Below are 16,252 nucleotides of genomic sequence, written 5' to 3'. Positions count from 1 at the left end.
CCCCCATCCCGGGCACACCAGGCTCGCACAGCGGGGATAAAGGTTCCGTAAACGGTCCGCTGACGCTCGCCCGACGGCCGGGTCCGCAGCATGGTCACCGTGCCCCGAAAGTACCTCGTCAGCCTGCTGGCGGCCGCCGCATTGCTCGTCGCGCCCGCCGCACCCGCTTCCGCCATCGCGCACGGCGATCGCGTCGCCGCCGGCAAATACCGGTTCGCCACCAAGCTCACCATGACGGGCATCCCCACGACGGACGGCGAGACCCGGGACAGCTGGTGCTCGGGCGCCCTCGTCGCGCCGCGCTGGGTGATCACGGCCGGCCACTGCTTCCGGGACGCCGAGGGCCGCCGGGTCAGCAAGACGGTCGCCCGCCGGACCATCGCCACGGTCGCCGGCCGCGATGTCGAGGTCGTCTCGGCGTACCAGGCGAAAGACCATGATGTCGCCCTCGCCGAGCTGGCCACCGAGGTCACCGGCGTCACCCCGATCGGCATCGGCACCACCGCGCCGCGGCCGGGCGAGATCCTGCGCCTGACCGGGTACGGGCTCACCTCCGGCGACGAGTCGGCCGGCTCCCCCGGCCTGCGGACCGGCCGCTTCACCGTCGACGGCGTGCGCGACTCCCTGCTCGACGTCTCCGGCCGCGACCCGCGCCCCGACACCAGCGCCTGCCTGCACGATTCCGGCGGCCCCTACTTCACCGAGTCGCACGGCGCCGCCACCCTGGTCGCGGTGGTCAGCACCGGCCCGGGCTGCCCGCACGAGGGCGCCGACTTCGCCGCCCGCACCGACGTCGTGGCCGACTGGATCGACGACACCATCCACGCCGCCGGCAAGCCGGCATTTCCGTTTCTGTGGGTCGGGTTGATCATCGCGGCGACTCTTACCGCTCTTACCGCCTGGAGACTCCGTTCCGGAGCGCGTCGAACAGCCCCTCGAACCGCTCCCGATGATCAGCCAGCACGGCATCTTGTGTCTCCCCGGCGATGAGCCGGCGCGCGGTCTCGACCAGCACGGTGCCGTAACCGGCGATGAAGAAGGCGGCCAGCAGCGTCCCGTCGCCGTCCACCTCCTCGGCCAGGGCCCGCTGCAGCTCGGCGCCGATCTCCCGGGCCCGCGCGATCAGGGCCGGCGACGCCGCGACCGTGCGGAAGAACGGGACCGACCGGTCGTTGACCCCCGACAGCGGGTGACGCTCGTCGACCAGGCGCATGGTCAGCTCCCGCAGGGACGAGAGCACGTCGGCCTCCCGGTCGCGGACGGCCGCCCGCAGCAGCGCGACGGCCTCGACCGAGCGGTCCAGGAACAGGTCCTCCTTGCGCGGGAAGTGGTTGAACACCGTCACGCTCGACACCCCGGCCTCCCGCGCGACCTGGGCGACGGTCACCGCGTCGAACCCGTTCTCGAGGAACAGCCGGGCCGCGACCTCGGCGATCCGGGCACGGGTCTGCGGCCCGCCACGCTCTCCGGTCCGGGGCATGTGACCTCACTCTCTTGTGCGACTAAACTTAGTGGCTTAACTTAGTCCCATGACGTCGTTGCGGGAAGCATGGGTGGCCCTGACCGGCCTGTCGGCGGTATTCCTCGTCGAGATGCTGGACAACTCGATTCTGAACGTCGCGCTGCCGACGATCGGACGCGAGCTGCACGCCTCGACCACCGCACTCCAGTGGGTCACCGGCGCGTACGCGGTCGTCTTCGGTGGCCTGATGCTGGCGTTCGGCGCCGTCGCCGACCGGTTCGGCCGCCGCCGTGTCATGCTCGCCGGCCTGGTCCTGCTCGCCCTGGCCAGCCTGGCCACCGCGTTCGTCAGCACCGCCGGCGAGCTGATCGCGGTCCGCGCGGCGATGGGCGTCGCCGCCGCGATGACCACGCCCGGCTCGATGGCGCTGGCCTTCCGGCTCTTCGACGACGACGGCCTCCGGGTCCGCGCCATCAACATCATCTCGACCGTCGGGCTGGTCGGGCTCGCGGTCGGCCCCACGACCGGCGGCTTCGTGCTCGCGGTCGCTCCTTGGCAGGCCCTGCTGCTGGTGAACGTGCCGATCGCCGCGCTGGCGTTCGCCGGCATCCGGTTCGGCGTCGCCGCCGACGCCCCCGCCGACCTGCACCGCGACCCCATCGACGGGGCCGGCGCGGTGCTCGGCACGGCGGCGATCGTGCTGGCCCTGGTCGCGCCGACGCTGTTCGTCGACGAGGGCGCCGGCTCGTGGGAACCGTGGGCGGCCACCGCGGCGGTCGTCGTCGCCGCGGCGCTCTTCGTCCTCCGCGAGCGCTCGGCGCGGCACCCGCTGCTCGACCTCAAGCTGGTCGCCCATCCCCTCGTCTCCAGCGGCCTGGCGTTCAAGGCCGCGGCCGGGCTGGCGGTCGCCGGCCTCGGCTACATGGTGACCCTTCAGTTGCAGCTCGACTGGGGCTGGTCGGCCGGCCTCGCCGCCGTCGGCCTGCTGCCGCAGGTCATCGTCCTGGTCGCGGGCGGCGCGCTGCTCACCCCGTTCGTCAAGCGGGTCGGCCTCGAGCGGGCCGCGTGGCTGAGCGCCGCCACCGTCGTGGCCGGCCTGGCCGTCTACGGCCTGCTGGGCAACCTCGGGTACGTCTTCGTGGCCGTCGCCCTGGTGCTGGTGGCGGCCGGCATCCGCGTCGTCGGCGTCGTGGCCGGCACCAACGTCCTGCGCGGCCTCCCCAAGAACCGCACCACCATCGGCGCCGCACTCACCGACACGGCCACCGAGGTCACCTCCGGTGCCGGCATCGCGGTGACCGGCACGATCCTGGCCGCCATGTTCACCGGCAGCATCGCGACGCCGGCCTGGAGCCCGCACCAGACGGCCGAGTTCCGCTCGGCGATCACCATCGCGGCCCTGACGCTCACCGTCGCGGCGGCGGCCTTGGTGGCCTTCGGATTCCTCCGTACGCGGTCCGCGGCCCCCGCTGAGGAGAAAAGCCCCGCCATGTCGGCGGTCTGATCGGGTCTCTTCCCGCTCGGCGGCGTCCGGCAGGATCAAGCCCGTGAACTACGACGAGGCGCGCGCCTACTACCCGCCGATCGTGGCCGCCGGGGATGTCGCGGGTTTCGCCGCACCGATCGTGGCCGAGTGCTCCGGGGCCGCCACTCCTCCCCCGGCCGCACCTCCCCCGGCCGCACCTTCCCCGGACGGCGAGTCGTTCCCGTGGGCGGTCTCCCCCGACGTCGAGCCGATTCTCTGGGCCGCCTGGGAGACGGTCGTGGCCGCCGCGGCCGACGGCGCCGACCTCGATCGGCTCGTGGCGCTGGTGGCCGGGGTCAAGGCGGTCGCGGCGGCCGGCGACTGCCGGGTCTGGGAGCTGCGCGTCTTCGCCGATCTGCCGGTCTTCGGGGCGCAGATGCGCGAGACCTGGAACGAGCCCCGCCCCGACGGCTCCTGGACCCGGCTCAACTCCTTCGCCGCCCGCCTCACCCCGGCCGTGGTGGACTTCCGGCGCCTGGGGCTGTGGACGATCCGCGAGGCCCTCGAGACGCACGCGGACCCGGCCCGCCACGTGCCGGCGGCGGTCGAGTGGTTCAAGCACGCCGGTCCCGCGCTGGTCGACGCCACGGTGCACGGGCGCACGTTCGCCGACCGGCTCGGGTCGGTGTCGTCGGATGAGGCGTTCAGCGTGCCCCGGTGGACCTTCTGGCGCAGCCGCATGGCGGGACTCGCGGAGGGCGGCGACCGCACGGCCCGCGAGGGCTTGCGCATCATGCGCCGGTACGACCGGGAGATCGCCGCCGCCTTCTGAGCCAACAATCTCTCTGACACGTCATTGGCGTACGGCACATTGGTGTATTTGGTTGCCATAGTGTGTGTCGCACAGTATCGTGTTGAGCATGACAACGGATGCGACGCTCTCGGGGCACCTGCAAGAGCTGCGGCGGGGAACGGTTGTCGTCGCGAGCCTCACCGTTCTGCGTGAGCCCGGCTACGGCTACTCGCTGCTCGAGACCCTGAGCGAGGCCGGCTTCGAGGTCGAGGCCAACACGCTCTATCCGCTGCTGCGCCGGCTCGAGGCGCAGGGGCTGCTGACCAGCGAGTGGAACACCGACGAGGCCCGCCCGCGCAAGTTCTACCGCACCACCGAGCACGGCGACACGCTCGCCACCGTCCTGCGCGAGGAGTGGGCGCGGCTCGACAAGGCGATCACCGATCTCGACATCACGGGGAGCACACGATGACCAATCTCGTCGACCGCTACGTCTACACCGCCCTTCGTCGCGTCCCCGAGCAGCAGCGGGCCGACATCGACCGCGAGCTGCGCGCCTCCATCGACGACGCGGTGGACGCCCGGGTCGAGGCCGGCGAGAGCCGCGATGCCGCCGTCGAGACCACGCTGACCGAGCTCGGCGACCCCGACCGGCTGGCCGACAGCTACGCCGACCGGCCCAACTACCTGATCGGCCCGGAGCTCTACCCGACGTGGCGGCGGCTGACCGTGCTGATGCTGAGCGCGGTGCTGCCGATCGTCGTCGCGGTGGCGGTCATCATCGAGCTGTTCGACGACCCGACCGTCGGCGACGTGATCGGCACCGCGATCTCCACGACGCTCACCGTGGGCGTGCAGATGGTCTTCTGGACGACCCTGACCTTCGCCATCGTCCAGCGGGCGGGCCGGGGCAAGATCAACCTCAAGGCCCGGTGGTCGCTCAAGGACCTGCCCCGCTACGAGCCGAACGGGATGCCCACCCACCAGATGGCGGTCGGCCTGGTCTGGCCCGCACTGCTGATCGCGGCGCTGATCCTCCAGCAGTTCACGTTCAGCGATGTCCCCGTGCTCGATCCGGCCAACTGGACGTTCTGGTGGCCGTACCTCATCGTGGTCTTGATCCTGCAGGGCGCCTACCAGGTGTGGGTGTGGCGGCTCGGCACGTGGAACCGCACGGTGACCGTGGTCAACGCCGTCCTCCAGGTGCTCTCGGCCGGTGCGCTGATCTACCTGCTCGCGGCCGACAAGTTCTTCAACCCCGAGTTCCACAGCTTCGCCGACATCGGCGACGGCGTGGACGTGAAGCACTGGCTGTCGCTGGGCATCATCGCGCTGCTGCTGCTCGGCAGCGTCAAGGACATCGTGGAGGTGGCGATCCGCGGCGAGCGGATCCGCAAGGGCCTGCCCGTCAAGGTCACCGGCACCGGTGGCAGCTACGACTTCGGCTGATCCGCTCCATGCGGCCGCCCCACCCGGGGCGGTCGCATCGCTTTACCCGCCTTCTGCCCGAGCAGCGCCGTGACGATGGCCTTGAGGCCGGCGGCGAGGCGGTCGGCGCCGTCCTTTGTGGCCAGCAACCGCTGGATCGGCTCGCTGTGCAATGACGCCAGGATCAGGTGAGCGTCGACCTCGGCATCGAGATCGGGCCGGGCCTCGTGAATGAGGCCGGCGATGTGCCGGTGCCAGATCGCGTGCAGCGGCGGTGGATCCTCGCCCGGGACCCGCGCCTGCACCACCGCCTCGGCGTGATCGAGCGCGGCGAGCATCCCTTTGTTGCGGGACACGACCTCGATGACGCCGTCGACGAACGCCAGCAGCCGGTCGCGCGGGGGCGCACCGGGGCCGAGCGGTGGCGGACCGCCCTCGACCGCCTCCTGCAGCGCCATCGCGCGCTCCTGCATGAGGGCCCGCATCAGCCCGGCGCGGCTGCCGAACCGGTGGAAGACGGTGCCCTTGCCCACGCCGGCCTCGGCCGCGACCTGCTCCATCGAGATCTGCTCGGGCGGCAGCCGGGTCAGCAGCTCCTCGGTGGCGCGCAGGATCGCCCGGCGGTTGCGGGCCGCGTCGGCGCGCTCCGGCATGCTTTGTCTCCCGAATAACTGGACCGTCGGTCAACTTATGCTCTACGGTCGACGAAGTTGACCGCTGGTCCAATTTACCAGGAGGCAATCATGCAACGCGTGCGCTACTACCAGTACGGCGGGCCCGAAGTTCTCAAGATCGAGGAGGCCGTACGGCCGGAGCCCGGCCCCGGTCAGGTCCGGTTGCGGGCGGAGGCGATCGGCGCAAACTACGTCGACACCAAGATCCGGGCCGGCGCCGGCTCGATCTTCGTCCGCCCGCTGCCCGGCTCCCCCACCGGCGACGTGATCGGCATCGTCGACGCGGTCGGCCCCGGCGTCGATCCCGGGCTGACCGGCGCCCGGGTGGCGGCGCTGGTCGATCCCGACGCGTTCGCCGACTTCGCGCTGGCCGACGCGGCCTGGCTGGCGCCGGCACCGGCGGGCATGTCGCCGGGCGCGGCCAGCCTGCTCTCGGTCGCCGGTCCCGTCGCCCTGCGACTGCTGCGCATCGCCCGGCTCGAGCCGGGCGAGACCGTGCTCGTCCACTCCGGAGCCGGGAACATCGGCGCGCTGGCGATCCAGCTGGCCCGGCAGGCCGGCGCCGGTACGGTGATCGCCACCGCCAGCACCGAGCGGAAGCGCGAGCACGCCCGCTCCCTGGGCGCCGACCTCGCCGTCGACTACACCGCTCCTGATTGGCCCGACCAGGTCCGCAAGCTCGCCCCCGACGGCGTAGACCTGCTGCTGGACGCCGTCGGCGGCCCGGTGCTGACCGCGGGCATCGCCCTGCTGGCCCCGCTGGGCCGAGCAGTCGTCTACGGCGCCGCCAGCGGTGACCTGGTGGATCTGCCGCTCCGCGCGTTCTTCGGTCTCCACACGGTGACCGGATTCTCCTTGCTGGCGTGGCGGGCCGCCCGCCCGTCGGAGGCTCGCGCGGATCTGGAGGAGGTGAGCCGCTTGCTGTCCGACGGAAGCCTGCGTTCCGAAGTCCGGGCGACATTGCCGCTGACTTCGGCGGCCGAGGCCCATCGGCTGCTGGAGGACCGAGCGACGATAGGCCGGGTATTGCTTGTCCCCTGAAACTGTCAGAGGGTGGGCCTAATCTCCCCGGCATGGTTGGCACACCTCTTTACTGGCAGCTCAACGACAACGACCGTCAGGTCGATCCGACGGCGACGGCCGGGCCCGGCGGATATACCGTGCGGGTCGTCTGCACCGAACGCGAGGGCCGCGTGGTGGCCCGCCTCTCGGGCCGGGTGCCCGAGCTGAGACACATCGGCGGCCTGGGGCGGGTGTTCCTGCGGCCACCGGACCGCCGGCCGCCCCGGCCGCCCCGGCCGGCGTCGCGCGAGCCGGCCTACACGATGGCCGACCTGCGCGAGAAACACCCGAATTCGCACAAGCGCTGGGCGCGCACCGACGACGACCGCCTGGCCCGGCGGGCCACCGAGGGCGCGACGGTCGCGGAGTTGATGGCCGAGTTCGGCCGTAACCAGAACGCCATCGTGGCACGGCTCGCGCGGGTCGGCCCACAGGCGGCAAGCGGCTGAGGCGCGGTGTCGCCACGGCTACCTCCGAAGGGGTGCCCGGCGAAGCGGCGACTGCCCCGGCACGACGGGCGACGGGCCGCGACGGGCCGCGACGGGCGACGGGCAGCGGCATGCGGCGGCATGCGGCGGCGCGGCGTGCGGCGGCGTGCGGCGGCGCGGCGTGCGGCGGCGTGCGGCGGCGCGGCGTGCGGCGGCGTGCGGCGGCGCGGCGTGCGGCGGCGCGGCGTGCGGCGGCGCGGCGTGCGGCGGCGCGGCGTGCGGCGGCGCGGCGTGCGGCGGCGGGCGGTGCGCGAGGGTCAGGCGGGGAGGCCGTCCAGCCGGGCGAGCACCTGCAGCATCACCTCGTCGGCGCCGGCGCCGATGGAGGTCAGGCGTACGTCTCGGAGCATGCGGGCCGTCCACGTTTCCTCGAGGTAGCCGGCGCCGCCGTGGAACTGGAGGCACCAGTCGGCCACCTCGCGGATCAGGCGGCCCGCCTTGAGCTTGGCGACCGTGGCCATGCGGGTGATGTCCTCGCCGGCCATCAGCGCCTCGCAGGTCTGCAGGTTGTGGCTGCGCAGCAGGTCGACCTCGGCCTGGAGCTCGGTGAGGCGGAAGGCCACGTACTGCCGGTCGGCGAGCGGGCGCCCGAAGACCGAGCGCTCGTGGACGAAGGCGCGGGTGCGGTCCAGCGCGTACTGGCACTGGCCGGCCGTGGTGTAGGCGGCGAACATGCGCTCGGTGACGAACTGGCGCATCTGCTGCTGGAAGCCGCGGCCGGCCTCGCCGATCGTGTGGGCGACGGGGACACGCACCTGGTCGAGTTCCAGTTCGGCGGTGTCGGAGCAGCGGTTGCCCAGCTTGTCGAAGGTGCGCACGACCGAGAAGCCGGGGCGGTCGGTCGGCACGACGATCTGCGACATGCCGCGGTAGCCGCCCTCGTCGGAGGTGCGGGCCAGCAGGCACAGCCAGTCGGCCTGGGCGCCGTTGGTGATGTAGACCTTGCGGCCGGTGATTACCCAGTCGTCGCCGTCGCGCACGGCCCGCGTGCGCAACCGGGAGACGTCCGAGCCGGTGTCGGGCTCGGTGACGGCGATCGCGGTGACCGCGGCGCCGGCGATCGCGGGGGCGAGGAACTGCTCCTTCAGCTCGGCGGAACCGAAGTCGTGCAGGGACGGCGTCGCCATCATGGCCTGGACCCCGATCGCCATGCCGACGCCGCCGGCGTGCATCCGGCCGTACTCCTCGGCCGCCACCAGCTGGAAGCTGTGGTCGGCGCCCTCCCCGCCGAACTCGGGCGAATACTCCAGCCCCAGCAGCCCCAGCGCCGCGGCCTTGGGGAACAGGTCGTGCAGCGGCGCCCGCCCGGCCGCCTCCCAGGCGTCGACGTGCGGGTTGACCTCGGTGTCGACGAACCGTCGGACGCTGTCCCGGAAGGCCTGGTGGTCCTCGTTGAGCCGCATTACCGCAAGGTAGCTTTTCCGGGATCGAAAAAACAAGCGCGCTTGCTTGTTTTTCTCGGCTGTGCGAGCCTCGGCGGGTGATCCGCATCGGCAACTTCTCCGGCTTCTACGGGGACCGGCTCTCCGCGATGCGCGAGATGCTGGAGACCAGCGGGACCGGCGGGACCGGCGGGACCGGCGAGCTCGACGTGCTCACCGGGGACTACCTGGCCGAGCTGACCATGCTCATCCTCGAGCGTGACCGCCGGGAGGACGCCGGTCTCGGGTACGCGCGCACGTTCCTCACCCAGCTGCGCGACTGCCTGCGCCTCGCCCTCGACCGGCGGGTCAAGATCGTGACGAACGCCGGCGGCGTGAACCCGGCGGCGCTGGTCGCCGCGATCCGTTCGGTCGCCGCCGAGCAGGGCCTCTCCCCCACGGTCGCGCTCGTGCGTGGTGATCAGCTCGGCCCGGGGCGGCACGCGTACCTGGGCGCCTTCGGGATTGCGGGCGCGATGGACGCCGACATCGTCGTCACCGGCAGGGTGACCGACGCCTCGCTGGTGATCGGCCCGGCCATCGCGCGCTTCGGCTGGGGGCGCGACGACCTCGACCGGCTCGCGGGCGCCACCGTCGCCGGGCACGTCATCGAATGCGGCACACAGGCCACCGGCGGGAACTACCCGTTCTTCACCGAGATCGCCGACCTCGGTCACCCCGGCTTCCCGATCGCGGAGATCAGCCCGGACGGCTCCAGCGTGATCACGAAACATCCCGGCACGGGCGGCGCGGTCACCGTCGGCACGGTGACGGCCCAATTGGTGTACGAGGTGCAGGACGCCCGCTATGCCGGACCGGACGTCACCACGCGCCTCGACACGATCTCGCTGCGGCAGGCGGGTCCGGACCGGGTGGCGATTTCCGGCGTACGCGGTGAAGCGCCCCCACCGTCGCTGAAGGTCTCGCAGACCTCGCTCGCCGGGTACCGCAACGAGATGACCACGGTGCTGACCGGGCTGGACATCGAGGCCAAGGCGTCGTTGTTCCGCCGGCAGTTCGAGGCCGGCCTGCCTCGGCGCCCGGCCGAGCTGGATTGGCAGCTGTCGCGGCTGGATGTGCCGGACGCGCCGACGCAGCACCAGGCGTCGGCACTGCTCACGGCGGTGGCGCGCGACCCGGAGCGCAAGGTCGTGGACCGCTCGTTCAGCAATGCCGCCGTCCAGGTCGCGCTGGGGTCGTATCCGGGCTTCTTCGCGACCACGCCGCCCGGGCCGGCCCATCCCTATGGCGTGTTCACGGCCGGGTTCGTGCCGCAGGACGAGCCGGAGCACGAGGTCGTCCACGATGACGGCACGGTCACGCGGATCGCACCGCCGCCGGCGACGCGGGCGCTCGAGCCGTTGAGCAACCCACCCGGGTACGACAAAATCGGCGCGGAATCCACAGGGGACTCGCGGCGCCTTCCGCTCGGGACCCTCGCCGGGGCCCGCTCCGGCGACAAGGGCGGCGACGCCAACATCGGCCTGTGGGTGAGGCGACCCGAGGCGTACGGCTGGCTCCGGAACTTGATCGTCGAGGACCGGATCCGCGAGCTGCTCCCGGAGACCGCCGACCTCCCGATCCACATCACCCGCCTGCCGAACATCCTCGCCGTCAACGTCGTGATCGAGGGCCTGCTCGGGCAAGGCGTCGCCTACGGCGCCCGGTTCGATCCGCAGGCCAAGGGGCTCGGCGAGTGGCTTCGCTCGCGGTACGTCGACATTCCGATCGAGCTTCTGGAGGCGTCGTGAGCGTGCTGCGGTCCACACTCGACACCGGATCGGCCGAGGCGGTCGCGGCTCGGGAGGCCATGCTCGAGGCGCTCGGTGAGATCGCGGCCGAGACCGCGAAAGCCGTTGCGGGGGGCGGCGTTCAGGCGGTCGAGCGGCACCACGCCCGCGGGAAGATGACCGCCCGGGAGCGCATCGAGCTGCTGCTCGACCTGGACTCGCCGTTCCTGGAGCTGGCGGCGCTGGCCGGCTACGGCTCGCAGTTCGCGGTCGGCGGCAGCGTGGTGGCGGGCATCGGCGTGGTCAGCGGCGTCGAGTGCCTGATCGTGGCGAACGACCCGACGGTCAAGGGCGGCGCCAGCAACCCGTGGTCGCTGCGGAAGACGCTGCGGATGCACGAGATCGCGCTGCGGAACCGGCTGCCGCTGATCGCGCTGGTCGAGTCGGGCGGCGCCGATCTGCCGACGCAGAAGGAGGTGTTCATCCCGGGCGGCGCGGTGTTCCGGGACCTGACCCGCCTGTCGCAGCAGGGCATCCCGACGATCGCGCTGGTCTTCGGCAACTCGACGGCCGGCGGGGCGTACCTCCCGGGGATGAGCGACCACGTCGTGATGATCGAGAAGCGCTCCAAGGTCTTCCTCGCCGGGCCGCCGCTGGTCAAGGCGGCCACCGGCGAGGAGTCGGACGACGAGTCGCTGGGCGGGGCCGAGATGCACGCGCGGGTCTCGGGGCTGGCCGACCACTTCGCGGCCGACGAGCAGGACGCGATCCGCATCGGGCGACGCATCGTGGCGCGCCTGAATCACGAAAAATTAGGACAACAAGCAAGCGAAACCAAGCGGCCACGGTACGAGGTGGAAGACCTCCTCGCGATCGTGCCCAGTGGCCTCAAATCGCCCTTCGACCCCAGAGAGATCATCGCGCGGATCGTCGACGACAGTGACTTCGACGAGGTGAAACCGCTCTACGGGCAAAGCCTGGTCACCGGCTGGGCCCGGCTGCACGGCTACCCGATCGGCATCCTCGCCAACGCCAACGGCGTCCTGTTCAGCGAAGAGGCCCAGAAGGCGGCCCAGTTCATCCAGCTCGCCAACCGGTCGCACACGCCCCTGCTGTTCCTGCACAACACCACGGGGTACATGGTCGGCCGGGAGTACGAGCAGGGCGGCATCATCAAGCACGGCGCCCTGATGATCAACGCGGTGTCCAACTCCACCGTTCCGCACATCTCGGTGCTCATCGGCAACTCGTACGGCGCCGGGCATTACGGCATGTGCGGGCGCGCGTACGATCCCCGCTTCGTCTTCTCCTGGCCCAGCGCCCGCTCCGCGGTGATGGGCGCCCAGCAGCTCGCCGACGTCACCTACATGGTGTCCAAGGCGTCGGCGCTGTCCCGCGGCCGGCCGTTCGACGAGGACGGCGCCCAGGTCGTCCGGCACATGATCGAGCAGCAGATCACCGCCGAGTCGATGCCGCTGGTGCTCTCCGGCATGGTCTACGACGACGGCGTGATCGACCCCCGCGACACCCGGGACGTGCTCGGGGTCGCCCTGTCCGCCATCCACGGCGCGCCGGTGCGGGGCGCCGACGGCTACGGCGTCTTCCGGATGTGAGAGATGATGATCACGAGTGTCCTGGTCGCCAACCGCGGTGAGATCGCCCGCCGGGTCTTCGCCACCTGCCGCCGCCGGGGTATCGCCACGGTCGCCGTCTTCTCCGACGCGGACGCGAACGAGCCGCACGTGCGCGAGGCCGACAGTGCCGTCCGGCTACCGGGCGAGACGGCCGCCGACACCTACCTGCGCGGCGACCTGATCATCGAGGCCGCGCGGAGGGCGGGCGCGGACGCCATCCACCCCGGTTACGGTTTCCTGTCCGAAAATGCCAACTTCGCGCGGTCCGTACGCGACGCCGGCCTCGTCTGGATCGGACCGAGCCCCGAGGCCATCGAGGTCATGGGCTCGAAGATCGAGTCGAAGCGCCGGATGGCCGTCGCCGCCGTGCCCGTGCTCGACCGGCTCGACGTCGCGACGCTGACCGCCGACGACCTCCCGGTGCTGGTCAAGGCGAGCGCCGGCGGGGGCGGCCGGGGCATGCGGATCGTCCGCGCCCTCGGCGAGCTGCCGGAGGCGGTGGCGTCGGCCGCCCGCGAGGCCGCGTCCGCGTTCGGCGACCCGACCGTGTTCTGCGAGCGCTACCTCGAGGACGGCCACCACGTCGAGGTGCAGATCATGGCGGACGAGCACGGCACGATCTGGGCGCTCGGCGAACGGGAGTGCTCGCTCCAGCGCCGCCACCAGAAGGTGATCGAGGAAGCGCCGTCGCCGCTGGTCGACCGGCTCGGCGGCGATCTGCGGCAGCGGCTGCTTGCGGCCGGGCGGGCGGCGGCGGCCGCGGTCGGCTACCGCGGGGCCGGGACGGTCGAGTTCCTGGCCGACGAGAAGGGCGGCTTCTGGTTCCTGGAGATGAACACCCGGCTCCAGGTCGAGCACCCGGTGACCGAGTGCGTGACCGGGACCGATCTGGTCGGCCTCCAACTCGACGTCGCCGCCGGCGTACCGCTGATCGGCAAGGAGCCGGCCATGACCGGACATGCGATCGAGGCGCGGTTGTACGCCGAGGACCCCGCCGCCGGCTGGCGGCCGCAGGCCGGGACGATCGCCCTCTTCGACGTGGCCGGCGTGGCCTTCGAGAACCCGCGGGCGAACGGCATCCGGGTCGACGCCGGCGTCGCCGGCGGCAGCGTGGTCGGCACCCACTACGACGCGATGCTGGCCAAGGTGATCTCCTTCGCGCCCGGCCGGGAGGCGGCGGCCCGGCAACTGGCGGCGGCCCTGCAACGGTCGCGGGTGCACGGCGTGACCACCAATCGCGATCTTCTGGTGGGAAGTCTCCGGCACGAACAATTTCTTTCCGGTACGGCGAGCACCGCCTTTTACGCCGACCATCCCCCGGCCTCGTTGATCGTTTCTTTCGACCGTCCCGAAATCGGGGCGCTGGTCGCGGCGCTGGCCGATTCCGCGGCCGAACGCGGTCCGCTGCTGCCCGGCCTGCTCAGCGGCTTCCGCAACATTTCCGTCGGATACCGCCATCGCCCCTATTTCCACGGTGATGACGAAATTTCGGTGCGTTATCGATTTGTGCGGGGTGGCGGCATCGAGGTCGACGGGCTCGACGGCGTGACGCTGGTGTCGGCCGACGCCGGCCGGGTCACGCTCGACGTGGACGGGGTCCGGCGTACCTGGACGGTGGGCCGCTTCGGCGCCGGCGACGACGCCCGGGTGGTCGTGGACGGCCCGCGGGGCTCGCTCGAGCTGCGCCCCCGGCCCCGCTTCACCGACCCGTCGGCCCGCGTCCCCACCGGCGCCCTGGTCGCCCCGATGCCGGGCACGGTGGTCCGGGTGGCGGTCACGCTCGGCGACGCGGTGACGGCCGGCCAGCCGCTGGTCTGGCTCGAGGCGATGAAGATGGAGCACGCCGTGCACGCCCCGGCCGCCGGCGTGGTCGCCGAGCTGCCGGTCACGGTCGGCCGCCAGGTCACCCAGGGCACGCCCCTGGCCGTCGTGACCCCCGCCGATGACTGACGTCACCACCCCCAAGCAGGACCGCAGCCGGGCCACCCGGCAGCATCTGCTCGAGACAACGATCCGCTGCCTCGCCCAGCACGGGTGGGAGACGTCCACGGTCGGGTTCATCGCGGCCGCGGCGGGGATCAGCCGGGGCGCCATCCAGCACCACTACCGCACCCGGGAGGCGCTGATCCTGGGTGCGCTGGAGTTCATGTTCGAGGAGCGGGCGGCGCTGCTCGACGCGCTTCCCGAGCCGCCGGCGACCGGGCCCGAGCGGGTGCACGCGGTGGTCGCGGGGCTGGTCGACGGGATCGGGGGCGAGCTGTTCCGGGCCGCCCTGCAGGTCTGGGCCGTCGCCGCCGCCGACCCGGAGCTGCGGGCGGCCGTGGTGCCGCTGGAACGGCGCTTCGCCCGGGGCGTGCACCGGCGTGCCGTACGCCTGCTGGGTGTCGACGACGGCGACCCGGAGCTGCGCGTCCTCATCCAGGCCACCCTCGACATGGCCCGCGGCCTGGCACTGGCCGGCGTGCTCACCGACGACTCGCGGCGACGGGCCCGGGTCGTACGCGCGTGGTCGGCCCAGCTCGCCGCCGCGCTTGACACGCCCGGCGCGGGCACCTAATTTCGCCGACGATGCCCCGAACCTCGAGATTGCTCTGCGTGACCACGGCCGCCGTGCTGGCGCTGGCCGGGTGTTCCAGCACGCCCACGGCCCAGCCCGCCCCGTCGGCCGCCGTCCCGGTGACCACCGAGGCCCCGATCACGACGCCGGCGCCGGTGACGCCCTCGACCGAGACCACGACGCCGGCCACGACCGCCCCCACCGCCGCGGCGACCACCACGACCAGGCCCCCGGCCCGCACCCTCGACGCCGTGCAGATCGTCCGGACCGGCGGCCTCGCCGGCATCACCCAGACCATCACCGTGCTCCCCGACGGCAGCTGGACGGTCAAGACCGATCGCGGCCAGCCGACCCGCACCGGCAGGCTCACCGCCGCCCAGCGGGCCCAGCTCAAGAAGCTGCTGGCCGACCCGAGGCTGGCCAAGGAGGCCGCCGCGAAGAACGGCGAGGCCGTGCGCTGCGCCGACGCGTTCAGCTACGTGGTGGCGACCGGCCAGGGCATCGTCCGGTACACGTCGTGCGGCAGCAAGGTCAAGCCGGAAGTTACCCTGGCGATCATCACACTGCTCCAAAGCGCGACAAAAGGGCAGTAGCGATCACGCCGACGGGCGCTACTCAGCCGGGTTGCGTAGCATGTCGGGCTGCAACACCGGTGACGACGGGAAACCGAGGAGCACGATGCCGCTCACTCCAGCAGACATCCACAACGTGGCGTTCAAGAAGCCACCGATCGGTAAGCGTGGATATGACGAGGAAGAGGTCGACGCGTTCCTCGACGAGGTCGAGCAGGAGCTGATCCGCCTCCTCGAGGAGAACGGGGTCCTCCGCGACCAGATGCAGCGCCCCGGCCCGGGCCCGGCCCAGGGTGGCGGCCCGTCGAACATGGCGCTCAACGCCGAGCTCGGCGAGCTGGCCGCGCAGCTGGACCGCCTCCAGGAGGCCCGCGCCCGCGCCGAGCAGAACGCGCGCAGCATGCAGTCCCAGCTCGAGCGGGCCCGTTCGGCCACCCCGTCGGGCTCGTTCGCCCAGGTCGGCGACGACGACCGCAACGCGCGCGTGCTGATGATGGCGCAGCGCACGGCCGACGAGCACATGCGCGACGCCCAGCGCGAGGTCGAGTCGCTGATCTCCACCGCCCGGTCCAAGGCCGAGCAGGTCACCAGCGAGGCCCAGCTGAGCGCGGCCACGATCGAGAGCGACGCCCGGCGCAACCACTCCGAGGCGATGAGCCAGATCGGCGCCAAGCGGGCCGCGCTGCTCGAGGAGATCGACCGCCTCGGCCAGCTCGCGCAGAGCTACCACCAGGCGCTCAACAACCACGTCACGCAGCAGTTGCAGGAGCTCAACAGCGCACCTGATCAAGCCTGAGCAAAAGACGATCAATGAGGCCGCCCGATCTTCGAGATCGGGCGGCCTCAGTCGTACGGGAAAAGTATTGATTCTTTAAAAGCGCAAAGGCAAATAGCGGTGTTGACATTGCTATTGGGCAAATTGTAGGTTCGACCCCGCGCTCTTGGTTTCGCCGGTGAACCGACTTT

16 protein-coding genes are annotated in these 16,252 nt (G+C 71.9%); 13 read left to right on the top strand and 3 right to left on the bottom strand.

Translation table 11 applies throughout. The annotated features are described in order from the left end of the window. Positions 1 to 90 precede the first annotated feature (90 nt). Entirely contained in the window at positions 91 to 990 is a 900-nt protein-coding gene (locus ACZ6TB_RS09115) for a S1 family peptidase (RefSeq protein WP_465552291.1), read from the top strand. Here the strand turns inward: ACZ6TB_RS09115 and ACZ6TB_RS09110 are convergent. Then, positions 893 to 1,480 (bottom strand): TetR/AcrR family transcriptional regulator, encoded by a 588-nt coding sequence (locus tag ACZ6TB_RS09110; protein ID WP_465552289.1) that lies wholly within the window; start codon positions 1,478 to 1,480, stop codon positions 893 to 895. The two genes, ACZ6TB_RS09115 and ACZ6TB_RS09110, sit on opposite strands and share 98 nt — an antisense overlap. Positions 1,481 to 1,529: 49 nt before the next feature. Here ACZ6TB_RS09110 and ACZ6TB_RS09105 point away from each other — a divergent pair, with 49 nt between their 5' ends. From ACZ6TB_RS09105 to ACZ6TB_RS09090, 4 genes are all read left to right on the top strand, one after another. After that, positions 1,530 to 2,966 carry an MFS transporter gene (locus tag ACZ6TB_RS09105; protein ID WP_465552287.1) on the top strand — a complete coding sequence of 479 codons (1,437 nt, stop codon included), beginning with the start codon at positions 1,530 to 1,532 and terminating at the stop codon, positions 2,964 to 2,966. Between the two features lie 43 nt (positions 2,967 to 3,009). Then, the gene (locus tag ACZ6TB_RS09100; protein WP_465552285.1) at positions 3,010 to 3,759 is read left to right on the top strand and encodes a DUF3632 domain-containing protein; all 750 of its coding nucleotides are present in this window, start codon (positions 3,010 to 3,012) and stop codon (positions 3,757 to 3,759) included. Between the two features lie 88 nt (positions 3,760 to 3,847). Then, positions 3,848 to 4,192: a PadR family transcriptional regulator gene (locus ACZ6TB_RS09095; RefSeq protein ID WP_465552283.1), complete on the top strand. Its 345-nt coding sequence runs from the start codon at positions 3,848 to 3,850 to the stop codon at positions 4,190 to 4,192. Continuing rightward, the gene (locus ACZ6TB_RS09090) at positions 4,189 to 5,169 is read left to right on the top strand and encodes a permease prefix domain 1-containing protein (RefSeq protein ID WP_465552281.1); all 981 of its coding nucleotides are present in this window, start codon (positions 4,189 to 4,191) and stop codon (positions 5,167 to 5,169) included. Before ACZ6TB_RS09095 ends, ACZ6TB_RS09090 begins: the two co-directional genes overlap by 4 nt. Here the strand turns inward: ACZ6TB_RS09090 and ACZ6TB_RS09085 are convergent. After that, positions 5,154 to 5,801 carry a TetR/AcrR family transcriptional regulator gene (locus ACZ6TB_RS09085; RefSeq protein WP_465552279.1) on the bottom strand — a complete coding sequence of 216 codons (648 nt, stop codon included), beginning with the start codon at positions 5,799 to 5,801 and terminating at the stop codon, positions 5,154 to 5,156. The two genes, ACZ6TB_RS09090 and ACZ6TB_RS09085, sit on opposite strands and share 16 nt — an antisense overlap. 90 nt (positions 5,802 to 5,891) lie before the next feature. On the opposite strand from ACZ6TB_RS09085, the gene ACZ6TB_RS09080 reads away from it, so the two are divergent. Both ACZ6TB_RS09080 and ACZ6TB_RS09075 read left to right on the top strand, forming a co-directional pair. After that, positions 5,892 to 6,863, top strand: coding sequence for a quinone oxidoreductase family protein (locus ACZ6TB_RS09080; RefSeq protein ID WP_465552276.1), 972 nt, complete (start codon positions 5,892 to 5,894; stop codon positions 6,861 to 6,863). 32 nt (positions 6,864 to 6,895) lie between these two features. Further along, positions 6,896 to 7,333: a hypothetical protein gene (locus tag ACZ6TB_RS09075; protein WP_465552274.1), complete on the top strand. Its 438-nt coding sequence runs from the start codon at positions 6,896 to 6,898 to the stop codon at positions 7,331 to 7,333. A gap of 296 nt (positions 7,334 to 7,629) precedes the next feature. On the opposite strand, the gene ACZ6TB_RS09070 is transcribed toward ACZ6TB_RS09075, so the two are convergent. Then, a complete protein-coding gene (locus tag ACZ6TB_RS09070; protein WP_465552272.1) occupies positions 7,630 to 8,775 on the bottom strand; it encodes an acyl-CoA dehydrogenase family protein in 1,146 nt (381 codons plus the stop codon). A gap of 77 nt (positions 8,776 to 8,852) precedes the next feature. On the opposite strand from ACZ6TB_RS09070, the gene ACZ6TB_RS09065 reads away from it, so the two are divergent. The 6 genes from ACZ6TB_RS09065 to ACZ6TB_RS09040 all read left to right on the top strand — a co-directional run bounded on the left by ACZ6TB_RS09065 (position 8,853) and on the right by ACZ6TB_RS09040 (position 16,082). Further along, entirely contained in the window at positions 8,853 to 10,544 is a 1,692-nt protein-coding gene (locus ACZ6TB_RS09065; RefSeq protein ID WP_465552270.1) for an acyclic terpene utilization AtuA family protein, read from the top strand. Continuing rightward, positions 10,541 to 12,136, top strand: coding sequence for an acyl-CoA carboxylase subunit beta (locus tag ACZ6TB_RS09060; RefSeq protein WP_465552268.1), 1,596 nt, complete (start codon positions 10,541 to 10,543; stop codon positions 12,134 to 12,136). Before ACZ6TB_RS09065 ends, ACZ6TB_RS09060 begins: the two co-directional genes overlap by 4 nt. Positions 12,137 to 12,142: 6 nt before the next feature. After that, positions 12,143 to 14,107, top strand: coding sequence for an acetyl/propionyl/methylcrotonyl-CoA carboxylase subunit alpha (locus ACZ6TB_RS09055; RefSeq protein ID WP_465552545.1), 1,965 nt, complete (start codon positions 12,143 to 12,145; stop codon positions 14,105 to 14,107). Continuing rightward, a complete protein-coding gene (locus ACZ6TB_RS09050; RefSeq protein ID WP_465552266.1) occupies positions 14,100 to 14,714 on the top strand; it encodes a TetR/AcrR family transcriptional regulator in 615 nt (204 codons plus the stop codon). Before ACZ6TB_RS09055 ends, ACZ6TB_RS09050 begins: the two co-directional genes overlap by 8 nt. Positions 14,715 to 14,752: 38 nt before the next feature. Continuing rightward, positions 14,753 to 15,307 carry a hypothetical protein gene (locus ACZ6TB_RS09045; protein ID WP_465552264.1) on the top strand — a complete coding sequence of 185 codons (555 nt, stop codon included), beginning with the start codon at positions 14,753 to 14,755 and terminating at the stop codon, positions 15,305 to 15,307. A gap of 85 nt (positions 15,308 to 15,392) precedes the next feature. Beyond that, on the top strand, positions 15,393 to 16,082 hold the full coding sequence (locus ACZ6TB_RS09040; RefSeq protein ID WP_465552262.1) for a DivIVA domain-containing protein: 690 nt from the start codon (positions 15,393 to 15,395) through the stop codon (positions 16,080 to 16,082). Positions 16,083 to 16,252: the final 170 nt, after the last annotated feature.

It is taken from the genome of Actinoplanes sp. NPDC051537, assembly GCF_055586105.1.
This window is presented reverse-complemented; position numbering and strand designations above follow the sequence as displayed.

Bases quoted from the DNA above. Each gene is read 5' to 3' on its own strand.
- ACZ6TB_RS09040 (WP_465552262.1), top strand. From the start codon at position 15,393: ATGCCGCTCACTCCAGCAGACATCCACAACGTGGCGTTCAAGAAGCCA.
- ACZ6TB_RS09050 (WP_465552266.1), top strand. From the start codon at position 14,100: ATGACTGACGTCACCACCCCCAAGCAGGACCGCAGCCGGGCCACCCGG.
- ACZ6TB_RS09095 (WP_465552283.1), top strand. From the start codon at position 3,848: ATGACAACGGATGCGACGCTCTCGGGGCACCTGCAAGAGCTGCGGCGG.
- ACZ6TB_RS09090 (WP_465552281.1), top strand. From the start codon at position 4,189: ATGACCAATCTCGTCGACCGCTACGTCTACACCGCCCTTCGTCGCGTC.
- ACZ6TB_RS09110 (WP_465552289.1), bottom strand. From the start codon at position 1,480: ATGCCCCGGACCGGAGAGCGTGGCGGGCCGCAGACCCGTGCCCGGATC.
- ACZ6TB_RS09105 (WP_465552287.1), top strand. From the start codon at position 1,530: ATGACGTCGTTGCGGGAAGCATGGGTGGCCCTGACCGGCCTGTCGGCG.
- ACZ6TB_RS09075 (WP_465552274.1), top strand. From the start codon at position 6,896: ATGGTTGGCACACCTCTTTACTGGCAGCTCAACGACAACGACCGTCAG.
- ACZ6TB_RS09070 (WP_465552272.1), bottom strand. From the start codon at position 8,775: ATGCGGCTCAACGAGGACCACCAGGCCTTCCGGGACAGCGTCCGACGG.
- ACZ6TB_RS09080 (WP_465552276.1), top strand. From the start codon at position 5,892: ATGCAACGCGTGCGCTACTACCAGTACGGCGGGCCCGAAGTTCTCAAG.
- ACZ6TB_RS09115 (WP_465552291.1), top strand. From the start codon at position 91: ATGGTCACCGTGCCCCGAAAGTACCTCGTCAGCCTGCTGGCGGCCGCC.
- ACZ6TB_RS09055 (WP_465552545.1), top strand. From the start codon at position 12,143: ATGATCACGAGTGTCCTGGTCGCCAACCGCGGTGAGATCGCCCGCCGG.
- ACZ6TB_RS09085 (WP_465552279.1), bottom strand. From the start codon at position 5,801: ATGCCGGAGCGCGCCGACGCGGCCCGCAACCGCCGGGCGATCCTGCGC.